Below are 18,643 nucleotides of genomic sequence, written 5' to 3'. Positions count from 1 at the left end.
AGCCGGTTCACCGTTCCGGCCCGGCTGTCACCACAAGTATTTGGGAGTAGCACGTGATCCAGCAGGAGTCGCGACTGCGTGTCGCCGACAACACCGGTGCGAAGGAGATCCTCTGCATCCGGGTGCTCGGCGGCTCGGGGCGACGCTACGCGGGCATCGGCGACATCATCGTCGCCACCGTGAAGGACGCGCTGCCGGGTGCCGGTGTGAAGAAGGGTGACGTCGTCAAGGCCGTCATCGTCCGCACCGTCAAGGAGCGCCGCCGTCCGGACGGGTCCTACATCCGCTTCGACGAGAACGCCGCGGTCATCATCCGCGACAGCGGCGACCCCCGCGGGACCCGCATCTTCGGGCCCGTCGGCCGGGAGCTGCGCGACAAGCGCTTCATGCGGATCATCTCGCTCGCCCCGGAGGTGCTGTGATCATGGCTGCCAGCAGCAACGGCAAGGCGCCGTCCATGAAGGTCAAGAAGGGCGACACGGTCCTCGTGCTCGCCGGCAAGGACAAGGGTGCCAAGGGCCGCGTCATCGCCGCCTACCCGAAGCTCCAGAAGGTCCTGGTCGAGGGCGTGGGGCGGGTCAAGAAGCACACCCGCATCAGCTCGAACCAGCGCGGCGCCCAGCAGGGCGGGATCGTCACGCAGGAGGCTCCCATCCACGTGAGCAACGTGATGGTGATCGACTCCGAGGACAAGCCGACCCGGGTCGGCTACCGCAAGGACGAGGAAGGCCGCAACATCCGGGTCTCGCGGCGCACCGGTAAGGACCTCTGAACATGAGCGCACCGTCCCGCGAGCTGCCCCGCATGCTCGCCAACTACCGCGAGAACATCGTCCCCGCGCTGCAGAACGAGTTCGGCTACGACAACGTCATGCAGATCCCGCGCCTGACCAAGATCGTGGTCAACATGGGCGTGGGCGAGGCCACCCGCGACGCCAAGCTGATGGACGGCGCGGTCCGCGACCTCACCGCCATCACCGGCCAGAAGCCGGCCGTCGTCCGGGCCCGCAAGTCCATCGCGCAGTTCAAGCTGCGCGAGGGCATGCCCATCGGCGCGAAGGTCACCCTGCGCGGCGACCGCATGTGGGAGTTCCTCGACCGTCTGCTGTCGCTGGCCCTGCCCCGCATCCGTGACTTCCGCGGCCTGAACGCCAAGCAGTTCGACGGTCACGGCAACTACACGTTCGGGCTGAACGAGCAGTCGATGTTCCGCGAGATCGACGTCGACAAGATCGACCGGCAGCGCGGCATGGACATCACGCTGGTCACCACCGCCACCACCGACGAGGAGGGTCGCGAGCTGCTCCGCCAGCTCGGCTTCCCCTTCGCCGGCCAGCCCGTCATCCAGACCGTCCGCTGAGCCGGGCAGGAGAGAAGCAATGGCCAAGAAGGCGCTGATCAACAAGGCGGCCCGCAAGCCGAAGTTCGCGGTCCGTGGCTACACCCGCTGCCAGCGGTGCGGGCGTCCGCACTCGGTGTTCCGCAAGTTCGGCCTGTGCCGGATCTGCCTGCGGGAGATGGCGCACGCCGGGGAGCTCCCCGGCGTGAAGAAGAGCTCCTGGTAGCAGAAGGACCACGCTGCCCCCCACGCCTCGTACCTCGGCGCGGGACCCTGCAGCGAGGCCGTTCCAGAACGTCACCCACGCACCACTGATCGCCGAGAGGCCCGGCGCCAAGTCCCCGAGACCCGGCGCACGAGGAACCGCGGCGAGAGAGGCACCACCTGACATGACGATGACCGACCCGATCGCGGACATGCTCACGCGGCTGCGGAACGCCAACCAGGCGTACCACGACAGCACGGTCATGCCGTCCTCGAAGCTCAAGACGCACATCGCCGAGATCCTCCAGCAGGAGGGCTACATCGCCGGCTGGAACGTCTCGGACGTCGAGAAGGACGGCAGCACCTTCAAGCAGCTGCAGATCGACCTGAAGTACGGCCCCAACCGCGAGCGCAGCATCGCCGGCGTCCGGCGCGTGTCGAAGCCCGGTCTGCGGGTCTACGCGAAGTCGAACTCGCTGCCCAAGGTCCTCGGTGGCCTCGGCGTGGCCATCATCTCGACCTCGACCGGGCTGCTGACGGACAAGCAAGCGAACAAGAAGGGCGTGGGTGGGGAAGTCCTCGCCTACGTCTGGTAAGGGAGCGAACGAGCCATGTCACGAATCGGACGACTCCCCATCGCCGTCCCGAGCGGTGTCGACGTCACCATCGACGGCCAGGCCGTCAGCGTGAAGGGCCCCAAGGGCTCGCTGACCCACACCGTCGCCGCGCCGATTACGGTCGAGCGGGACGAGGACGGCACGCTGCGCGTGCAGCGTCCCAACGACGAGCGCCAGAACCGGGCCCTCCACGGCCTCTCCCGGACGCTCATCGCCAACATGATCACCGGCGTCACCGAGGGCTACACCAAGACCCTCGAGATCGTCGGCGTCGGTTACCGCGTCCAGGCGCGCGGCTCCGACCTCGAGTTCGCGCTGGGCTTCAGCCACCCGGTGCCGGTGAAGGCCCCCGAGGGGATCACCTTCGCGGTCGAGTCGCCCACCCGCCTGCGGGTCACGGGCATCGACAAGCAGCAGGTCGGCGAGGTCGCCGCCAAGATCCGCAAGATCCGCAAGCCCGACCCCTACAAGGGCAAGGGCGTGCGGTACCAGGGCGAGGTCGTCAAGCGCAAGGTCGGGAAGACGGGTAAGTGATGGCAACCGCAGAGAAGTCCGCTCGGGTGCACAAGCCCGTCGGCACCGACATCAGCACGGCCCGCCGCACCTCGCGGCTGCGTCGTCACAACCGCCTGCGCAAGCGCGTCACGGGCACGCCGGAGCGTCCGCGCCTGGTGGTCAAGCGCTCGTCGCGGCACATCCACGTGCAGCTCGTCGACGACACCGTGGGCCGCACGCTGGCCAGCGCCTCGACGATGGGGCTCCGCGGCGAGGAGGGCGACAAGTCCGCCCTGGCCCGCCAGGTGGGTGCCCAGATCGCCGAGCGCGCGAAGGCCGCCGGCGTGACCGCCGTCGTCTTCGACCGCGGCGGCAACCGGTACGCCGGGCGCATCGCCGCCCTGGCCGACGGTGCACGCGAGGGTGGGCTGGACTTCTGATGACCACCCACACCAGCAGCACGAGCGAGCAGATCGAGAGGGACGTCTGATGCCAGGACCACAGCGACGCGGCGGTGGCGCCGGTGGCGCGGGCGGCGGCAACGACCGTCGTGACCGTCGCGACGGCGGCCGCGGCCCCGGTGGCGCACCGGCCGAGAAGAGCAACTACATCGAGCGCGTGGTCGCCATCAACCGGGTGTCCAAGGTCGTCAAGGGTGGTCGTCGCTTCAGCTTCACCGCCCTGGTGATCGTGGGCGACGGCGACGGCACCGTGGGCGTCGGCTACGGCAAGGCCAAGGAGGTGCCCGCGGCGATCGCCAAGGGTGTCGAGGAGGCCAAGAAGCACTTCTACAAGGTGCCGCGCATCGCCAGCACCATCCCGCACCCGGTGCAGGGTGAGGCGGCGGCCGGCGTCGTGCTGCTCAAGCCGGCCAGCCCCGGTACCGGTGTCATCGCCGGTGGCCCGGTGCGCGCCGTCCTCGAGTGCGCCGGCATCCACGACGTGCTCTCTAAGAGCCTCGGGTCCTCGAACCCGATCAACATCGTGCACGCCACGATGCAGGCGCTGAAGGACCTCGTCCGTCCCGAGGAGATCGCGGCCCGCCGCGGTCTGCCCCTGGAGGACGTCGCCCCGGCGGCCATGCTCCGTGCCCGTGCGGGCCAGGGGGTCTGACATGGCGCAGCTGAAGGTCACGCAGATCAAGTCGGGCATCGGCACCAAGCCCAACCAGCGTCAGACGCTGCGGTCCCTGGGCCTCAAGCGGATCAACGACTCGGTCGTCCAGGAGGACCGTCCCGAGATCCGCGGGATGGTCGCGACGGTGCCGCACCTCGTGCGCGTCGAAGAAGTCTGAGGGAAGACACACCATGACTCTCAAGGTCCACCACCTGCGTCCCGCCCCGGGCGCCCACACCGCCAAGACCCGCGTGGGTCGCGGTGAGGGCTCCAAGGGCAAGACCGCCGGTCGCGGCACCAAGGGCACCGGCGCGCGTGGCAACACGCACGCCCGGTTCGAGGGTGGGCAGACCCCGCTGCACATGCGGCTGCCCAAGCTCTCGGGCTTCACGTCCCCGAACAAGGTCGTGTTCCAGGTCGTCAACCTCGACCGGATCGCCGCGCTCTTCCCGCAGGGCGGGACGGTCGACCCCGACACCCTCGCCGACGCCGGAGCGGTCCGCCGCAACCAGCCGGTGAAGGTGCTGGGCACCGGTGAGCTCGGCGGTATCAAGGTCGACGTCTCGGCGCACGCCTTCTCCTCGTCCGCGGCCGAGAAGATCGGCGCGGCCGGGGGCAGCACCACCGTTCTCTGACAGCGGACCTCCCTGCCCCCGCCGCTCGCACGCTCGCGGCGGGCCCCTGCAGGGGGCCATCACGGGCCCGTCCCGCATCGCGGGACGGGCCCGTTGCTAATCTCGGTCGACCGACAAGGGGAGGGCTCGTGCTGCAGGCGTTCGCCGCGGCGTTCCGGACGCCAGATCTCCGGCGCAAGCTGCTGTTCTCCCTGGCGATCATCGCCGTGTACCGGCTGGGCGCCCAGGTGCCCGGGCCAGGGGTCTCGGTCGAGGCGATCAACAACTGCCTCGAGCTGGCCGAGGCCGGCTCCCAGCGCGACATCTACTCGCTGGTCAACCTCTTCTCCGGGGGCGCGCTGCTGCGCCTGTCGGTGTTCGCGCTCGGCATCATGCCGTACATCACCGCGAGCATCATCGTGCAGCTGCTGGTCGTGGTCATCCCGCGCTTCGAGCAGTTGAAGAAGGAAGGCCAGTCCGGTCAGGCCAAGCTGACGCAGTACACCCGCTACCTCACGATCGCCCTGGCGGTCCTTCAGAGCACCGGCATCATCGCCCTGGCCCGCAGCGGCCAGCTGTTCCCGGGCTGCTCCGAGCCGATCATCCCCTCGGATTCCGTGTGGACGACGATCGTGCTGGTGGTCGCGCTCACGGCCGGCACCGCGCTGATCATGTGGCTGGGCGAGCTGCTGACCGAGCGGGGGATCGGCAACGGTATGTCCGTGCTGATCTTCACCTCGATCGCCGCCCGCATCCCCGCCGAGGGCGGCTCGATCCTGCAGAACCGCGGCGTCCTCGTGTTCTCCGTGGTGTGCGCCTTCGCGGTCCTCATCATCGGCGCGGTCGTGTACGTCGAACAGGCCCAGCGGCGCATCCCCGTCCAGTACGCCAAACGGATGGTGGGCCGGCGGATGTACGGCGGGACGTCCACGTACCTGCCGCTGAAGGTCAACCAGGCCGGCGTCATCCCGGTCATCTTCGCCTCGTCGCTGCTGTACCTGCCGCAGCTCATCAGCCAGCTCCAGGGCGACGACACGGGCTCGGTCCGCCAGTTCTTCGAGAACTACATCATCGACCAGAGCAGCCCGGTGCACGTCGCGCTCTACTTCGCGCTGATCGTCTTCTTCACGTACTTCTACGTGTCGATCACGTTCAACCCCGAGGAGCGGGCCGACGACATGAAGCGCTACGGCGGCTTCATCCCCGGGATCCGGCCGGGCCGCCCGACGGCGGAATACCTGCAGTACGTGCTGTCCCGCATCACGCTGCCGGGCGCGCTCTACCTCGGCATCGTGGCCGTGCTGCCGAACTTCTTCCTCGCGGTGACGCAGGAGGGGCAGAACCAGAACTTCCCGTTCGGCGGGACCGCCGTGCTGATCATGGTCGGAGTGGGGTTGGAGACGGTGAAGCAGATCGAGACGCAGTTGAACCAGCGCAACTACGAAGGGTTCCTGAAGTAGTGCGCGTCGTCCTGCTGGGGCCCCCCGGAGCGGGCAAGGGCACCCAGGCGCAGTTCATCGCCGGCCGCCTCGCCGTCCCGGCGATCTCCACGGGAGACATCTTCCGGGCGAACGTCAGCGGGCAGACCGAGCTCGGGCTCAAGGCCAAGGTGTTCATGGACGCCGGTGACCTGGTCCCCGACGAGGTCACCGTCGCCATGGTCAAGGACCGTCTCGCCGAGCCCGACGCCAAGGCCGGGTTCCTGCTCGACGGCTTCCCGCGCACCATCGCGCAGGCCGAGCAGCTGGCCGAGTCCCTCGCCGACCTCGGCCACGGGCTGGACCGGGTGCTGGAGCTGGTCGTCGAGGAGGAGGAGCTCGTCCGCCGGCTGTCCGGTCGGCGCATGCTCGTCGACGGGCAGATGGTCCAGCGCGACGACGACAAGCCCGAGACCGTCCGGCACCGCCTGGAGGTCTACCGGGAACAGACCGCACCGCTGTCCGGGTTCTACGAGCGGGTGGGGCTGCTGTCGCAGATCGACGCGATCGGCTCCGTGGAGGAGGTCACGGCCCGGGCGCTGCACGCACTGGGCGTCGACCCCGAGGACCCCGACACCAGCGCGGCCCCGGCCGACGCCTGAGCGAGGCCGGCAGTGCACGGCGACCGTCGCTCGGCGCTGCTGGCGCGGGTGCCGCTGCTGGCGAAGTGGAGTGGACGGATGATCCAGATCAAGACGGCGCAGGAGCTCGAGCTCATGCGCGCCTCCGGGCTCGTGACGGCCGGAGCGCTGGCCGCGGTGAAGGCCGCCGTGCGTCCCGGGGTCACGACCGGTGAGCTGGACGCGATCGCGGCCGACCACATCCGGTCGCACGGAGCGGTGTCGAACTTCCTGGGCTACCACGGGTTCACCGGGACCATCTGCGCGTCGATCAACGACGAGGTGGTCCACGGCATCCCGGACCCGGAGCGGACGCTCGCCGCGGGGGACAACATCTCCATCGACTGCGGGGCGGTCCTGCAGGGCTGGCACAGCGACTCCGCGGTGACCGTGACGGTGGGGGAGCCCTCCCCGGAGGACGCCGCCCTGCTGGAGGTCACCGAACGGTCGATGTGGGCCGGCCTGGCTCGTGCGATCGCCGGCGGACGGCTCACCGACATCAGCGCCGCCGTCGAGGAGTCGATCCGGGCCCACGAGCACCCCTACGGGATCGTCGACAACTACGGCGGGCACGGCATCGGCACCGAGATGCACCAGGACCCGCACATCCTCAACTACGGGCGTCCCGGCCGCGGGCCCAAGCTGGTGCCCGGGCTCGCGCTCGCGATCGAGCCCATGGTGACCGTGGGGGACCCGGCGACCGTCGAGCTGGACGACGGCTGGACCGTCGTCACCAAGGACGGGTCGCGCGCAGCCCACTTCGAGCACACCGTCGCCATCACCCCGGAGGGCCCGTGGGTCCTCACGGCCGAGGACGGCGGGATCGCGGGGCTCGCGCCGTTCGGCATCACGCCCCGTACCTGAAGACCGCTCCCCGGGGTGTCCCAGCCCTCACGGGGGCCGGTTGGTGACTGGTGTGCCGTCAGGTACGATTCCCTGTGGCGCTAGCGCCGTTCTTTCGTCGTGCTGTGGCCGCGTGACGGGGAACGCCCTCTGCGACAGCGCCTGCACCACCTGTTCTGCAATCACCGCGCTCGTCGTCCCGGGTCCACCCGTGGGCGCCGGAGCGAGGTACGAGTACCACCGAGTCAAGGAGCGCGTGTAGGGCATGGCGAAGAAGGACGGGGCCATCGAGGTCGAGGGTCGCGTCGTCGAGCCGCTGCCCAATGCGATGTTCCGGGTCGAACTGCAGAACGGGCACCGGGTGCTCGCCCACATCAGCGGCAAGATGCGTCAGCACTACATCCGCATCCTGCCCGAGGACCGCGTGGTCGTGGAGCTCTCGCCCTACGACCTGACCCGCGGTCGCATCGTCTACCGCTACAAGTAACCGCTCGGCTGCACCTGCCACCGGCAGGGACCGCGGCCGGCACACGATCGAGGAATGAGGGGCGGCACCGGTGAAGGTCCAGCCGTCGGTGAAGAAGATCTGCGACAAGTGCAAGGTGATCCGCCGGCACGGCCGGGTCATGGTCATCTGCGACAACGCCCGGCACAAGCAGCGCCAGGGCTGAGGGAGTACCTGAACATGGCACGACTGGCAGGCGTCGACCTCCCCCGCGAGAAGCGGTTGGAGGTCGCGCTCACCTACATCTACGGCATCGGCAAGACCCACGCCAAGGAGACCCTGGCCGCGACGGGCGTCAGCCCCGACCTGCGCGTCAAGGACCTCGGCGACGAGGACCTGCTGAAGCTGCGCGACTACATCGACGAGCACTTCCGCGTCGAGGGTGACCTGCGCCGCGAGGTGGCCGCCGACATCCGCCGAAAGGTGGAGATCGGCTGCTACCAGGGGCTGCGTCACCGTCGTGGACTGCCCGTCCACGGCCAGCGCACCAAGACCAACGCGCGCTCGAGCAAGGGCCCGCGCAAGACCATCGCGGGCAAGAAGAAGGCTCGCTGATCCCCAGCACGCCGGGGCGCCGTCACGGCGACCCGTGAGGGCGGGAGTGACCGCACCCGGCGTGCGCTGCCTCGAGGCAGCACCCCCAGGCCACAGCAACTGAAGGAAACCGGAGAGACATGCCTCCCAGGGCTCGCACCGCGGCTGGTGCCAAGAAGGTCCGCCGCAAGGAGAAGAAGAACGTCGCCCACGGCGCCGCGCACATCAAGAGCACGTTCAACAACACGATCGTGTCGATCACCGACCCGAACGGCAACGTGATCAGCTGGGCCTCCGCCGGCCACGTCGGCTTCAAGGGCTCGCGCAAGTCCACGCCGTTCGCGGCTCAGATGGCTGCCGAGAACGCGGCGCGCAAGGCGCAGGAGCACGGCATGCGCAAGGTCGACGTCTTCGTGAAGGGCCCTGGCTCCGGTCGCGAGACGGCCATCCGTTCCCTGCAGGCCACCGGCCTCGAGGTCGGGCAGATCCAGGACGTGACGCCGCAGCCGCACAACGGCTGCCGCCCCAAGAAGCGCCGCCGGGTCTGACCGGTCACTGACGAGACGAAACTGGAGAACTGACGTGGCCCGCTACACCGGAGCCGACTGCCGCCTCTGCCGGCGCGAGAAGATGAAGCTGTTCCTCAAGGGCAGCAAGTGCGAGTCCGCGAAGTGCCCGATCGAGATCCGGCCCTACCCGCCGGGCGAGCACGGCCGCGGCCGCACCAAGGACAGCGAGTACCTGCTGCAGCTGCGCGAGAAGCAGAAGGCCCGCCGCATCTACGGCGTGCTGGAGAAGCAGTTCCGCGGCTACTACGAAGAGGCCAACCGCAAGAGCGGCAAGACCGGTGAGGTCCTGCTCCAGATCCTGGAGTCGCGCCTGGACAACGTGGTCTACCGGGCCGGCTTCGCCGAGTCCCGCGACATGGCGCGCCAGCTGGTGCGCCACGGCCACATCCGGGTCAACGGCCGCAAGGTCGACATCCCGTCCTACCGCGTGACGGAGAACGACATCGTCGAGGTGGCCGAGAAGTCGCGCACGATGCTGCCGTTCGAGGTCGCCCAGGCCCGCGCCGGCGAGCGCCCCGTGCCCCCGTGGCTCGAGGTCATCAGCAGCCAGCTGCGCGTGCTCGTGCACAACATCCCGGCCCGTCAGGTGATCGACACCCCGGTTCAGGAGCAGCTGATCGTGGAGCTCTACTCCAAGTAAGCGCACCACGGCGGGGCGGTCGGACAGATGTCCGCCCCGCCTGCACCACCCACCTCACGGCGTCATATGGCGGTCGCCGGAGGACTGTGAAGGAGAACCACCGTGCTCATCGCACAGCGCCCCACGCTCACCGAGGAGACGATCACCGAGTCGCGGTCGCGATTCGTCATCGAGCCCCTCGAGCCCGGCTTCGGCTACACCCTCGGCAACTCCCTGCGGCGCACGCTGCTGTCCTCGATCCCCGGCGCTGCTGTCACCAGCATCCGCATCGAGGGCACCCTGCACGAGTTCACCACCGTGCCGGGCGTCAAGGAGGACGTCACCGAGCTCATCCTCAACCTCAAGGGCCTGGTCGTCAGCTCCGACTCCGACGAGCCGGTGACCATGTACCTGCGCAAGCAGGGCCCCGGTGAGGTCACCGCCGCGGACATCGCGCCGCCGGCCGGTGTCGAGGTGCACAACCCCGACCTGCACATCGCCACGCTCAACGGCAAGGGCCGCCTCGAGGTGGAGCTCGTCGTCGAGCGCGGTCGCGGGTACGTCCCGGCGCCGCAGAACAAGCAGCCCGGCCAGGAGATCGGTCGCATCCCCGTCGACTCGATCTACTCGCCGGTCCTCAAGGTCACCTACGCCGTCGAGGCGACCCGCGTCGAGCAGCGCACCGACTTCGACCGCCTCGTGGTCGACGTCGAGACCAAGCCCTCCATCGCCCCCCGCGACGCCATCGCGTCGGCCGGGTCGACGCTGGTCGAGCTCTTCGGTCTGCTGCGCGAGCTCAACGTGGACGCCGAGGGCATCGAGGTCGGGCCCAGCCCGGCCGAGGCCGCCGACATCGCGAACTTCTCGATGCCGATCGAGGACATGGACCTCACCGTCCGGTCCTACAACTGCCTCAAGCGCGAGGGCGTGCACACCGTCGGTGAGCTCGTCACCCGTTCCGAGGCCGACCTGCTCGACATCCGCAACTTCGGCGCGAAGTCGATCGACGAGGTCAAGATGAAGCTCGCGGCGATGGGCCTGGCCCTCAAGGACAGCCCGCCCGGATTCATCCCGACCTCGATCGAGAGCTACGACGAGGGCTACGAGACCGACGCCTACCAGGGCACCGGCGAGTTCGCCCCCGGCTACGAGCAGGGCCAGTACGACGAGGGCTCCTACCAGGAGACCGAGCAGCTCTGAACAAGGACCTCTCCCTCCCCGCCCGGCGCCCTGCGCCGGGCGGGGCCCGGGGAGGGGGCCCACAGCACGTCACCATCGCAGCCGCCCCTCGCACCGGCCGGCAGCCTGAGGAAGGACCGACATGCCCACCCCCACCAAGGGTCCCCGTCTCGGCGGATCCCCCGCGCACCAGCGGCTGATGCTGGCCAACCTGGCCACGTCGCTGTTCGAGCACGGGCGGATCACGACCACCGAGGCCAAGGCCAAGCGGCTGCGTCCCCTGGCCGAGAAGCTGGTGACCTTCGCCAAGCGCGGTGACCTGCACGCCCGCCGCCAGGTGATGACGACGATCCGCGACAAGGACGTCGTGCACACCCTCTTCGCCGAGATCGGTCCGCGCTTCGCGAACCGGCCGGGCGGCTACACCCGCATCACCAAGATCGGCCCGCGCAAGGGCGACAACGCCCCGATGGCGGTCATCGAGCTGGTCGAGGCGCTGACCGTCGCGCAGCAGGCCGTCGGCGAGGCCGAGCGGGCCCGCGGCACGCGGTTCGCCGCCGGCGCCGGCGCGGCCGCCGCCTCCGGTGAGGTCACCGCCGACGCCGTCGAGCCGGCCCTGGCCGACGAGTCCGCGGACGCCGACGCCGTCGCCACCCCGGACGAGGCCGACGCCGCCGCTCCCGACGAGGCCGCCGCCGACGCGCCGGCCGATGAGGCCGAGGCGGTCGCGGAGGCCGAGCCCGAGACGGACGCGAAGTGACCAGCTCCACGGGTACCGGGCCCGAGCCCGGTGCCGGCGCCGCGGGCGTGCAGGCCGGCGGCGGCGACCAGGGGGCGACCTTCGAGGGCGAGACCACCGGCCCCGGCGGGGACACCTCCCCGGCCGTGGTCGACGGCAGCGTCACCGAGGAGGCCCGCCAGGTCGTCACCGACGTCTTCACCCCCGACGGCGAGCGTCAGGACGACGGTGACGTCGAGCGCCAGCCCACCGCGGAGAACGGCGTGGTCGTCGAGGGCGACGACATCTCGCCGGAGCTCGCCGAGGCGGCCGCGGCCGAGGTGAACGCCGCCGAGCAGGGCGACGCGGCCACCGCGGGCCTGCACGCCCCCGGCGGCGAGTCGGCTCCCGACCCGCGCTGACGCTGCACACCGAGCACCCGGGCGAGCCCGTCACCGACACCGGTGGCGGGCTCGTCCGTCTTCGTCTCTCGGTCAGCTACGACGGCACCGCCCTGCACGGCTGGGCCCGCCAGCCCGCGCAGCGCACGGTCCAGGGGGACCTCGAGCACGCGCTCGGAACGGTGCTGCGGACCCCGGTCGAGCTGACCGTCGCCGGCCGTACCGACGCCGGCGTGCACGCCACCGGCCAGGTCGCGCACTGCGACGTCCCCCGTGAGCTGTGGGACGAGCACCGCGACCGGCTGGTGCGGCGGCTGCGCGGGGTCCTGCCCCCGGACATCGCCGTCCCCGCGGTGGTGGCGGCGCACCCGGACTTCGACGCGCGGTTCGGGGCCCTGGGGCGGCACTACGTCTACCGGCTGACCGACGCGGTCTGGGGGCCTCCGCCGCTGCGGCGGGCCGACACGGTCGCCTGGCCGCGCACCCTCGACGCCGGTGCCATGGCGACGGCGGCCGCGCTGCTGCTGGGCGAGCACGACTTCGCCGCCTTCTGCCGCCGCCGCGAGGGCGCCACGACCATCCGCACCCTGCTCGCGCTGGACGTGGCCCGCACCGGCGAGCTGGTGACGATCTCCGCCTCGGCCGACGCGTTCTGCCACTCCATGGTGCGCAGCCTCGTGGGGGCGCTCACGGCGGTCGGTGAGGGGCGGCGGGCGCCCGACTGGCCGGCCGGCCTGCTGGCGCGCGAGGAGCGGGCCAGCGAGGTGCCGGTGGCCCCGGCCGGGGGGCTGACGCTCGTCGGTGTCGACTACCCGCCCGACGACATGCTGGCCGACCGCACCCTGCTCACCCGCGCCCGCCGCGGCTGAAGGGAACCGCGCCTCGCTCAGGGCACGCCAGCGACCGCCTCATCAACGGGAGTGTCGCCGGCGACCAGTTCCACGACGGCGCCGTCGCGGCGGGCGTCGATCAGGGCCACCAGCACGGCGGCGACGTCGTCGCGCGGCACGCTGCCGTAGCCGATCCCGTGGCCCAGGGTCACCCGCCCGGTGCCCGGGTCGTCGGTGAGCCCACCCGGGCGCAGGATCGTGGTGGCCAGCGCCTCCCGGGGGAGGATCTCGTCCTCGGCGCGCAGCTTGGCCTGCAGGTACACGGCCATCACCGGGTCGACGCCCTGCGGCGTCCCCTCGCGGGCCCGCTCGACGCCCATCGAGGAGACCAGCACGTAGGGCCGCACCCCCGCCCGTTCCGCGGCGTGGGCGAGCAGTACGGCGGCGGCGTGGTCGACGGTGTGCTTGCGGGCCTCGCCGCTGCCCGGGCCCGCGCCGGCCGCGAACACGACGGCGTCGGCGCCGCGGACCACGTCGGCGAGCTCGTCGACGGTCGTGGACTCGAGGTCGAGGGCCACCGGCAGGACGCCGTCGCTCTCCAGGTCCGCGGCGTGGTCGGGGTTGCGGATGACACCGACGACGGCGTCCCCGCGGCCGGACAGCAGGCGGCCGAGCCGACGGGCGACCTGACCGTGGGCGCCGGCGATGACGATGCGCATGACCGCCCCTCTACCCGTCGAGGTCCGCCGCTACCGCCCGGGCGCGCTCCAGATCGGCCGGGGTGTCGCAGTCCAGCCATGGTGGGGGTGCGCCCGGGAGGACGGTCGGGCGGAGGCGGTCGACGGCCAGCGGAGCCAGCACCTGCCGCAACGACGTCGGCCCGCCGGGGGCGGGCAAGGCCGCGCGCAGGGCCGCCGTCCGCCACACGCCGAGCAGGAACTGGTCGCGGCCTCCGTCGTCGACGACCAGGACGCCGTCGCCGGCCAGCGCAGTGCGGAGCTGCCCGAGCAGCGCGGCGGACAGGAAGGGCAGGTCGCCGGCCAGCAGGGCGACGACGTCGCTGCCGACCGCGGGGAGGCCAGCCCGCAGCGCCGCCACGGGCCCGCCGCCGGGTGGCTGCTCGCGGACGACGACGACGTCCTCGGGGACCGGCTGCGGAGGGCCGACCACGACGCGACGCTCCGCGTCGGCGACCGCGCCGAGCACGGCGGCGAGCATGGTGCGACCCCCGACCTCCAGCTGCGGCTTGGCCTCGCCGCCCAGGCGGACCGCGCGACCACCCGCCAGCACGAGGGCGGCGTACGGGGGGAGTTCGTCCACGGCGTCACGGTAGGGGTCGCGTGGGTACCGTCGCTGCCGTGGGACGAGTCACCAGCCGGACGCCGGTGCTGCGCATCCGAGGAGCGCAGCACACCACCCGACCCGACACGGTGGCCGCCGAGGAGCCGCTGGAGATCCGGCTGGCCGGCGCGCCGCTGGCGGTCACCATGCGCACGCCGGGCGACGACTTTGACCTGGTGCACGGCTTCCTGGCCACCGAGGGCGTCATCGCCGGCCCGGACGACGTCGCCGGCCTGCGCTACTGCGACTCGGTCGACGACGACGGCCGCAACACCTACAACGTGGTGGACGTCGATCTCGCGCCGGGCGTCCCGATCCCGGACACCGGGCTGGAGCGGAACTTCTACACGTCCAGCTCCTGCGGCGTCTGCGGCAAGGCGAGCATCGACGCGATCCGCACGAAGACCGTCCACGACGTGGCGGCGGACGCCGTCCGGCTGCCGCTGGACACGCTGCTGACGCTGCCGGACCGGCTGCGGGCGCAGCAGGAGGTCTTCGAGAAGACGGGGGGCCTGCACGCCGCCGGCCTGTTCGGCGCCGACGGGGAGCTCGTCGCCCTGCGGGAGGACGTCGGTCGGCACAACGCGGTGGACAAGGTCATCGGGGACGGCGTCCGGGCGGGCCGCCTGCCGCTGGCCGGGCACGTGCTCATGGTCAGCGGGCGGGCCAGCTTCGAGCTCACCCAGAAGGCGGCGATGGCCGGCATCCCGGTGCTCGCAGCGGTGTCGGCGCCGTCGTCCCTGGCGGTGGAGCTGGCCCGCGAGGTCGGCATCACGCTCGTCGGCTTCCTGCGCGGCGACGGGTGCAACGTCTACACGCACACCGAGCGGATCGCGCTGGACTGACTCAGTGGTCGCCGCCGCGGAGCTGGCTGACCACGTGGGGGAGCAGGGGGCCCAGCACCGCCAGGCCGTCCGTCACCCCGCCGGTCGAGCCGGGCAGGTTGACGATCAGGGTGCGCCCGGCGGTGCCGGCCAGGCCGCGGGAGAGCACGGCCGTCGGCACGCCGTGCTCGGCCCCGTAGCGGCGGACCGCCTCGGCGATGCCGGGGGCCTCGCGCTCCAGCACGCGGCGGGTGGCCTCCGGCGTGACGTCGGTCGGGGAGAGGCCGGTGCCGCCGGTGGTGAGGACGACATCGAGGCCGGCGTCCACCGCCGCGCGCAGCACGTCCTCGATCTCGACGGCGTCGTCGGGCAGGACCTTGGGACCCTCCACGCCGAACCCGAGCCCGGCCAGCCCGGCGGCCAGCGCCTGCCCGCTGCGGTCCTCGTAGACGCCGGCCGCGGCGCGGTTGGAGGCGGTGACCACCAGGGCGCGGGCCCCGGCCGGGAGCTCGCTCACCGGGTCCACTCACCCTTCTTGCCGCCGGACTTCCGGAGCAGCCGGACGTCGGTGATCGAGGCCCGCGGATCGACCGCCTTGACCATGTCGATCATCGTCAGGCCGGCGACGGTGACCGCGGTCAGCGCCTCCATCTCCACCCCGGTGCGGTCGGCCGTGCGCGCCGTCGCGGTGATCTCGACGGCGTCGTCGGCCACCTCGAGGTCGACGGTCACCCCGTGCAGCGCGATCGGGTGGCACAGCGGCACGAGGTCCGGGGTCCGCTTGGCCCCGGCGATGCCCGCGATCCGCGCCACCGCCACGGCGTCCCCCTTGGGCACGCCCGTGCCGCGCAGCAGGGCGACCACCTCGGGGCTGACGAGCACCCGGCCAGCGGCGGTCGCCTCCCGCGCGGTCACCGCCTTCGCGCTGACGTCGACCATGCGCGCGGCGCCGGTCTCGTCGACGTGGGTCAACCTGGGCCCGGTCATCGCAACGCTCCCTCGATCAGCACGACGTCGACCTCGGCGCCGGCAGCCAGCTCGGTGACGTCCTCCGGGACGACGACCAGACAGTTCGCGCGGGCCAGGTGGGCGACCAGGTGCGAGCCCGGCCCGCCGACCTGCGACACCTCGCCGCCCTCGACGTACCCCCGCAGGAACTGCCGGCGGCCCGCGGGCGAGCGCAGCGGCCCGGTGAGCCGGGCCGGGACGCGCAACCGGTCCGGGGAGGCGTGCCCCAGGGCACGGCGCAGCGCCGGCCGCACGAACACCTCGAAGGAGACGAAGGAGCTCACCGGGTTGCCTGGCAGCGTGACCACCGGGACGCCGTCGACGGTGCCCGCGCCCTGCGGTCCGCCCGGCTGCATCGCGACCTTGCCGAACTCGACGGTGCCCAGCCCGCGGAACGCGTCCTTGACCACCTCGTAGGCGCCGGCGCTGACGCCGCCGCTGGTGATCAGCAGGTCTGCCGTCGCCAGCTGGGCGCGCACGGTGGTCAGGAACTGGTCGACGTCGTCGGGCACGAAGTGCAGCCGGCGCGGCAGGCCGCCGGCCTCCTCGACGGCCGCGGCGAGCAGCAGCGAGTTGGACTCGTAGATCTGACCGGGAGCCAGCGGCTCGCCCGGGGCCACCAGCTCGCTGCCGGTCGACAGGACCAGCACCCGGGGGCGGCGGCGGACCGGCAGCTCGGTCAGCCCGACCGCCGCGGCCAGGCCCAGCTGGGCGGCGCCCAGCGGCGAGCCCGCCGGCAGGGCGACCTCGCCGGCGGCGATGTCCTCGCCCGCGCGCCGCAGGTGGGTGCCGGCGGCGGGGGAGTCGCGGATCTTCACCAGGTCGGTCCCGCCGTCGGTGAGCTCGACGGGGACGACGACGTCGGCGCCCGGGGGCAGCGGGGCCCCGGTCATGATCCGGTGCACCGTGCCCGGCGCGAGCGGGACGACGTCGCCGCGTCCGGCCGGGATGTCCTCGGCCACCGGCAGCCGGACCGGTCGCTGCGCGGCACCGCCCACCTCGGCCCAGCGCGCGGCGTAGCCGTCCATCGCCGAGTTGTCGAAGCCGGGCAGCGCGACCGCGGCGGGGACGTCGCGGGCGAGCACCCGGCCGTGGGCCGCGGCCAGCGGCACCGACTCCTCGGGCAGCAGCGGGAGCAGGGCGGAGACCGCCGCCTGGTGTTCCTCGACCGTCCGCACGGACCCATCCTGGCCGATGGCGCGGCGGCGGGGTCGTGGCGGCCCGGCTAACCTGCCTGCGACCGACAGGGCGAGGAGGACGTGTGGCCGAGATCGACCGGATGCTCGAGGCGAACCAGCGGTGGGCGGAGCAGTTCCCGGGCAGCAAGCCGGTGCGACCGGCCCGGCAGGTGGCCGTCGTGGCCTGCATGGACGCCCGCATCCCGCTGTTCGGCGTGCTCGGGCTCGAGATCGGCGACGCCCACGTCATCCGCAACGCCGGCGGCGTGGTGACCGAGGACATCATCCGGTCGCTCACCATCAGCCAGCACGCCCTGGGCACCCGGGAGATCGTGCTGGTGCACCACACCCAGTGCGGGCTCCAGTCCACCGACGACATCTCCTTCGCCGACGCCGTCGAGAAGGCCACCGGCCGGCGTCCGCCGTGGGCGGCCCGCGCCTTCACCGACGTCGACCAGGACGTGCGCGAGTCCATGCGGCTGATCCGGGAGAGCCCCTACCTGCTCTCCCACGAGGTCCGGGGCACGGTCTACGACGTCGACACGGGCCGGCTGCGCGAAGTCGAGGAACCCGCCGCCTCCTGAGGGCGGGAGGGGTCCGCAGCGGGCCGGGAAGCGGCAGCGCGGCGGCTGGTATCGTGCTCGGTTGGCGCGTGTGCCGGCTGGTGCCGCGCGTGCAGCTCCGTCTCCCGTACTCGGTGGGGCGATCCGACCAGCCTTCCCGACAACGACGGAGGACACGAGCGCCGTGCGCACGTACACCCCCAAGCCCGGAGAGATCGACCGGGCCTGGCTCGTCATCGACGCCACCGACGTGGTGCTCGGCCGACTGGCCAGCCAGACCGCGCAGCTCCTGCGCGGCAAGCACAAGCCGCAGTACGCCCCGCACGTCGACGTCGGTGACTTCGTCGTCATCGTCAACGCCGGGAAGGTCGCCCTGACGGGCAGCAAGCGGGACGACAAGCGGGCCTACCGCCACTCCGGCCACCCCGGTGGTCTGAAGACCATCAACGTCGGCGACCAGCTGCGCACGCACCCCGACCGCGTCATCGAGCGCGCCGTCAAGGGCATGCTGCCGCACAACAGCCTGGGCCGTCAGATGATCAAGAAGCTCAAGGTCTACGCGGGCCCCGAGCACCCCCACGCTGCGCAGCAGCCCCAGAACTACGAGATCAAGCAGGTGGCCCAGTGACCAGCGCTCTGACCGTGACCGACGCCGACGGGCGTCCGATCCAGACCGTCGGTCGCCGCAAGGAGGCCATCGTCCGGGTGCGCCTCGTGCCCGGCTCCGGCCAGTTCTCCCTCAACGGCCGCACGCTCGAGCAGTACTTCCCGAACAAGGTGCACCAGCAGCTCGTCCGCGAGCCGTTCGTGACCCTGGAGAAGGCCGAGCAGTACGACGTCATCGCGCTGCTCAAGGGTGGCGGCGTCACCGGGCAGGCCGGCGCGCTGCGCCTGGCGATCGCCCGCGCGCTGATCGAGGTCGAGGCCGAGGACCGTCCGGCCCTCAAGAAGGCCGGCTTCCTCACCCGTGACCCCCGGGTCAAGGAGCGCAAGAAGTACGGGCTCAAGAAGGCCCGCAAGGCGCCCCAGTACTCCAAGCGCTGACCCCT

General features: G+C 71.8%; 30 protein-coding genes and 1 pseudogene. 26 read left to right on the top strand and 5 right to left on the bottom strand.

Going from position 1 to position 18,643, the window contains the following annotated elements; genetic code table 11:
- The first annotated feature begins 53 nt into the window (after window positions 1–53).
- The 22 genes and pseudogenes from rplN to truA all read left to right on the top strand — a co-directional run bounded on the left by rplN (window position 54) and on the right by truA (window position 12,719).
- Window positions 54–422: a 50S ribosomal protein L14 gene (rplN, locus tag DQ239_RS03695; protein WP_091770139.1), complete on the top strand. Its 369-nt coding sequence runs from the start codon at window positions 54–56 to the stop codon at window positions 420–422.
- A gap of 35 nt (window positions 423–457) precedes the next feature.
- Window positions 458–772 carry a 50S ribosomal protein L24 gene (gene rplX, locus DQ239_RS03690; protein ID WP_113833301.1) on the top strand — a complete coding sequence of 105 codons (315 nt, stop codon included), beginning with the start codon at window positions 458–460 and terminating at the stop codon, window positions 770–772.
- Between the two features lie 32 nt (window positions 773–804).
- Window positions 805–1,359, top strand: coding sequence for a 50S ribosomal protein L5 (gene rplE, locus DQ239_RS03685; protein WP_233488768.1), 555 nt, complete (start codon window positions 805–807; stop codon window positions 1,357–1,359).
- Between the two features lie 19 nt (window positions 1,360–1,378).
- Complete coding sequence (locus DQ239_RS03680) at window positions 1,379–1,564, top strand: type Z 30S ribosomal protein S14 (protein WP_091981751.1); 186 nt, start codon at window positions 1,379–1,381, stop codon at window positions 1,562–1,564.
- Between the two features lie 163 nt (window positions 1,565–1,727).
- Window positions 1,728–2,138 (top strand): 30S ribosomal protein S8, encoded by a 411-nt coding sequence (rpsH, locus tag DQ239_RS03675; RefSeq protein WP_113832898.1) that lies wholly within the window; start codon window positions 1,728–1,730, stop codon window positions 2,136–2,138.
- Window positions 2,139–2,153: 15 nt separating this feature from the next.
- The gene (rplF, locus tag DQ239_RS03670; protein WP_113832897.1) at window positions 2,154–2,693 is read left to right on the top strand and encodes a 50S ribosomal protein L6; all 540 of its coding nucleotides are present in this window, start codon (window positions 2,154–2,156) and stop codon (window positions 2,691–2,693) included.
- Complete coding sequence (gene rplR / locus DQ239_RS03665) at window positions 2,693–3,094, top strand: 50S ribosomal protein L18 (RefSeq protein WP_113832896.1); 402 nt, start codon at window positions 2,693–2,695, stop codon at window positions 3,092–3,094. The genes rplF and rplR overlap by 1 nt, the downstream gene beginning before the upstream one ends.
- A gap of 49 nt (window positions 3,095–3,143) precedes the next feature.
- Window positions 3,144–3,767, top strand: coding sequence for a 30S ribosomal protein S5 (gene rpsE, locus DQ239_RS03660; RefSeq protein WP_040338538.1), 624 nt, complete (start codon window positions 3,144–3,146; stop codon window positions 3,765–3,767).
- A gap of 1 nt (window position 3,768) precedes the next feature.
- Complete coding sequence (gene rpmD / locus DQ239_RS03655) at window positions 3,769–3,948, top strand: 50S ribosomal protein L30 (RefSeq protein ID WP_026857031.1); 180 nt, start codon at window positions 3,769–3,771, stop codon at window positions 3,946–3,948.
- A 13-nt stretch (window positions 3,949–3,961) separates the two neighbouring features.
- Window positions 3,962–4,405, top strand: coding sequence for a 50S ribosomal protein L15 (gene rplO, locus DQ239_RS03650; protein WP_113832895.1), 444 nt, complete (start codon window positions 3,962–3,964; stop codon window positions 4,403–4,405).
- A 128-nt stretch (window positions 4,406–4,533) separates the two neighbouring features.
- On the top strand, window positions 4,534–5,844 hold the full coding sequence (gene secY, locus DQ239_RS03645; protein ID WP_113832894.1) for a preprotein translocase subunit SecY: 1,311 nt from the start codon (window positions 4,534–4,536) through the stop codon (window positions 5,842–5,844).
- The gene (locus tag DQ239_RS03640) at window positions 5,844–6,464 is read left to right on the top strand and encodes an adenylate kinase (protein ID WP_113832893.1); all 621 of its coding nucleotides are present in this window, start codon (window positions 5,844–5,846) and stop codon (window positions 6,462–6,464) included. Before secY ends, DQ239_RS03640 begins: the two co-directional genes overlap by 1 nt.
- A gap of 12 nt (window positions 6,465–6,476) precedes the next feature.
- The gene (gene map, locus DQ239_RS03635; RefSeq protein WP_233488705.1) at window positions 6,477–7,346 is read left to right on the top strand and encodes a type I methionyl aminopeptidase; all 870 of its coding nucleotides are present in this window, start codon (window positions 6,477–6,479) and stop codon (window positions 7,344–7,346) included.
- A 244-nt stretch (window positions 7,347–7,590) separates the two neighbouring features.
- Entirely contained in the window at window positions 7,591–7,812 is a 222-nt protein-coding gene (gene infA, locus DQ239_RS03630; RefSeq protein WP_012950459.1) for a translation initiation factor IF-1, read from the top strand.
- A gap of 70 nt (window positions 7,813–7,882) precedes the next feature.
- Window positions 7,883–7,996, top strand: a complete 114-nt coding sequence (rpmJ, locus tag DQ239_RS03625) for a 50S ribosomal protein L36 (RefSeq protein WP_012950458.1) — start codon at window positions 7,883–7,885, stop codon at window positions 7,994–7,996.
- A 14-nt stretch (window positions 7,997–8,010) separates the two neighbouring features.
- Entirely contained in the window at window positions 8,011–8,385 is a 375-nt protein-coding gene (gene rpsM, locus DQ239_RS03620; protein WP_091770117.1) for a 30S ribosomal protein S13, read from the top strand.
- Window positions 8,386–8,504: 119 nt separating this feature from the next.
- Entirely contained in the window at window positions 8,505–8,912 is a 408-nt protein-coding gene (gene rpsK, locus DQ239_RS03615; RefSeq protein ID WP_026857037.1) for a 30S ribosomal protein S11, read from the top strand.
- 34 nt (window positions 8,913–8,946) lie between these two features.
- Window positions 8,947–9,573, top strand: coding sequence for a 30S ribosomal protein S4 (gene rpsD / locus DQ239_RS03610; RefSeq protein WP_113832892.1), 627 nt, complete (start codon window positions 8,947–8,949; stop codon window positions 9,571–9,573).
- A gap of 102 nt (window positions 9,574–9,675) precedes the next feature.
- Entirely contained in the window at window positions 9,676–10,752 is a 1,077-nt protein-coding gene (locus DQ239_RS03605; protein ID WP_113832891.1) for a DNA-directed RNA polymerase subunit alpha, read from the top strand.
- A gap of 121 nt (window positions 10,753–10,873) precedes the next feature.
- Window positions 10,874–11,224 (top strand): annotated as a pseudogene (gene rplQ / locus DQ239_RS20815) (50S ribosomal protein L17); the annotation flags it as partial.
- A gap of 263 nt (window positions 11,225–11,487) precedes the next feature.
- Window positions 11,488–11,871, top strand: coding sequence for a hypothetical protein (locus DQ239_RS20265; RefSeq protein WP_158544779.1), 384 nt, complete (start codon window positions 11,488–11,490; stop codon window positions 11,869–11,871).
- Window positions 11,868–12,719, top strand: coding sequence for a tRNA pseudouridine(38-40) synthase TruA (gene truA, locus DQ239_RS03590; RefSeq protein ID WP_348519321.1), 852 nt, complete (start codon window positions 11,868–11,870; stop codon window positions 12,717–12,719). The genes DQ239_RS20265 and truA overlap by 4 nt, the downstream gene beginning before the upstream one ends.
- Before the next feature lie 17 nt (window positions 12,720–12,736).
- Here the strand turns inward: truA and DQ239_RS03585 are convergent, their stop codons facing one another.
- Both DQ239_RS03585 and DQ239_RS03580 read right to left on the bottom strand, forming a co-directional pair.
- A complete protein-coding gene (locus tag DQ239_RS03585; protein WP_113832888.1) occupies window positions 12,737–13,399 on the bottom strand; it encodes an NAD(P)-binding oxidoreductase in 663 nt (220 codons plus the stop codon).
- 10 nt (window positions 13,400–13,409) lie between these two features.
- On the bottom strand, window positions 13,410–14,000 hold the full coding sequence (locus DQ239_RS03580) for an NTP transferase domain-containing protein (RefSeq protein ID WP_113832887.1): 591 nt from the start codon (window positions 13,998–14,000) through the stop codon (window positions 13,410–13,412).
- 38 nt (window positions 14,001–14,038) lie between these two features.
- Between DQ239_RS03580 and fdhD the strand changes: the two genes are divergently transcribed.
- Window positions 14,039–14,866, top strand: coding sequence for a formate dehydrogenase accessory sulfurtransferase FdhD (gene fdhD, locus DQ239_RS03575; RefSeq protein ID WP_113833298.1), 828 nt, complete (start codon window positions 14,039–14,041; stop codon window positions 14,864–14,866).
- 1 nt (window position 14,867) lies between these two features.
- On the opposite strand, the gene DQ239_RS03570 is transcribed toward fdhD, so the two are convergent.
- From DQ239_RS03570 to glp, 3 genes are read right to left on the bottom strand one after another with little or no spacing between them, the layout of a single operon-like run.
- The gene (locus tag DQ239_RS03570) at window positions 14,868–15,362 is read right to left on the bottom strand and encodes a MogA/MoaB family molybdenum cofactor biosynthesis protein (protein WP_113833299.1); all 495 of its coding nucleotides are present in this window, start codon (window positions 15,360–15,362) and stop codon (window positions 14,868–14,870) included.
- Entirely contained in the window at window positions 15,359–15,832 is a 474-nt protein-coding gene (gene moaC, locus DQ239_RS03565; protein ID WP_113832886.1) for a cyclic pyranopterin monophosphate synthase MoaC, read from the bottom strand. The genes DQ239_RS03570 and moaC overlap by 4 nt, the downstream gene beginning before the upstream one ends.
- The gene (gene glp / locus DQ239_RS03560) at window positions 15,829–17,031 is read right to left on the bottom strand and encodes a gephyrin-like molybdotransferase Glp (protein ID WP_113832885.1); all 1,203 of its coding nucleotides are present in this window, start codon (window positions 17,029–17,031) and stop codon (window positions 15,829–15,831) included. The genes moaC and glp overlap by 4 nt, the downstream gene beginning before the upstream one ends.
- Window positions 17,032–17,114: 83 nt before the next feature.
- Here glp and DQ239_RS03555 point away from each other — a divergent pair, with 83 nt between their 5' ends.
- From DQ239_RS03555 to rpsI, 3 genes are all read left to right on the top strand, one after another.
- Window positions 17,115–17,615, top strand: coding sequence for a carbonic anhydrase (locus tag DQ239_RS03555; protein WP_199582595.1), 501 nt, complete (start codon window positions 17,115–17,117; stop codon window positions 17,613–17,615).
- Between the two features lie 163 nt (window positions 17,616–17,778).
- Complete coding sequence (gene rplM / locus DQ239_RS03550) at window positions 17,779–18,222, top strand: 50S ribosomal protein L13 (protein WP_113832884.1); 444 nt, start codon at window positions 17,779–17,781, stop codon at window positions 18,220–18,222.
- The gene (gene rpsI, locus DQ239_RS03545) at window positions 18,219–18,638 is read left to right on the top strand and encodes a 30S ribosomal protein S9 (RefSeq protein ID WP_113832883.1); all 420 of its coding nucleotides are present in this window, start codon (window positions 18,219–18,221) and stop codon (window positions 18,636–18,638) included. The genes rplM and rpsI overlap by 4 nt, the downstream gene beginning before the upstream one ends.
- Window positions 18,639–18,643: the final 5 nt, after the last annotated feature.

Origin of the sequence: Blastococcus sp. TF02-09, from assembly GCF_003319105.1 — a bacterium.
In the GTDB taxonomy this organism is placed as follows: Bacteria; Actinomycetota; Actinomycetes; order Mycobacteriales; family Geodermatophilaceae; genus Blastococcus.
Note: the sequence above shows the minus strand (reverse complement) of the source record. Positions and strands in the feature narration are given on the sequence as shown.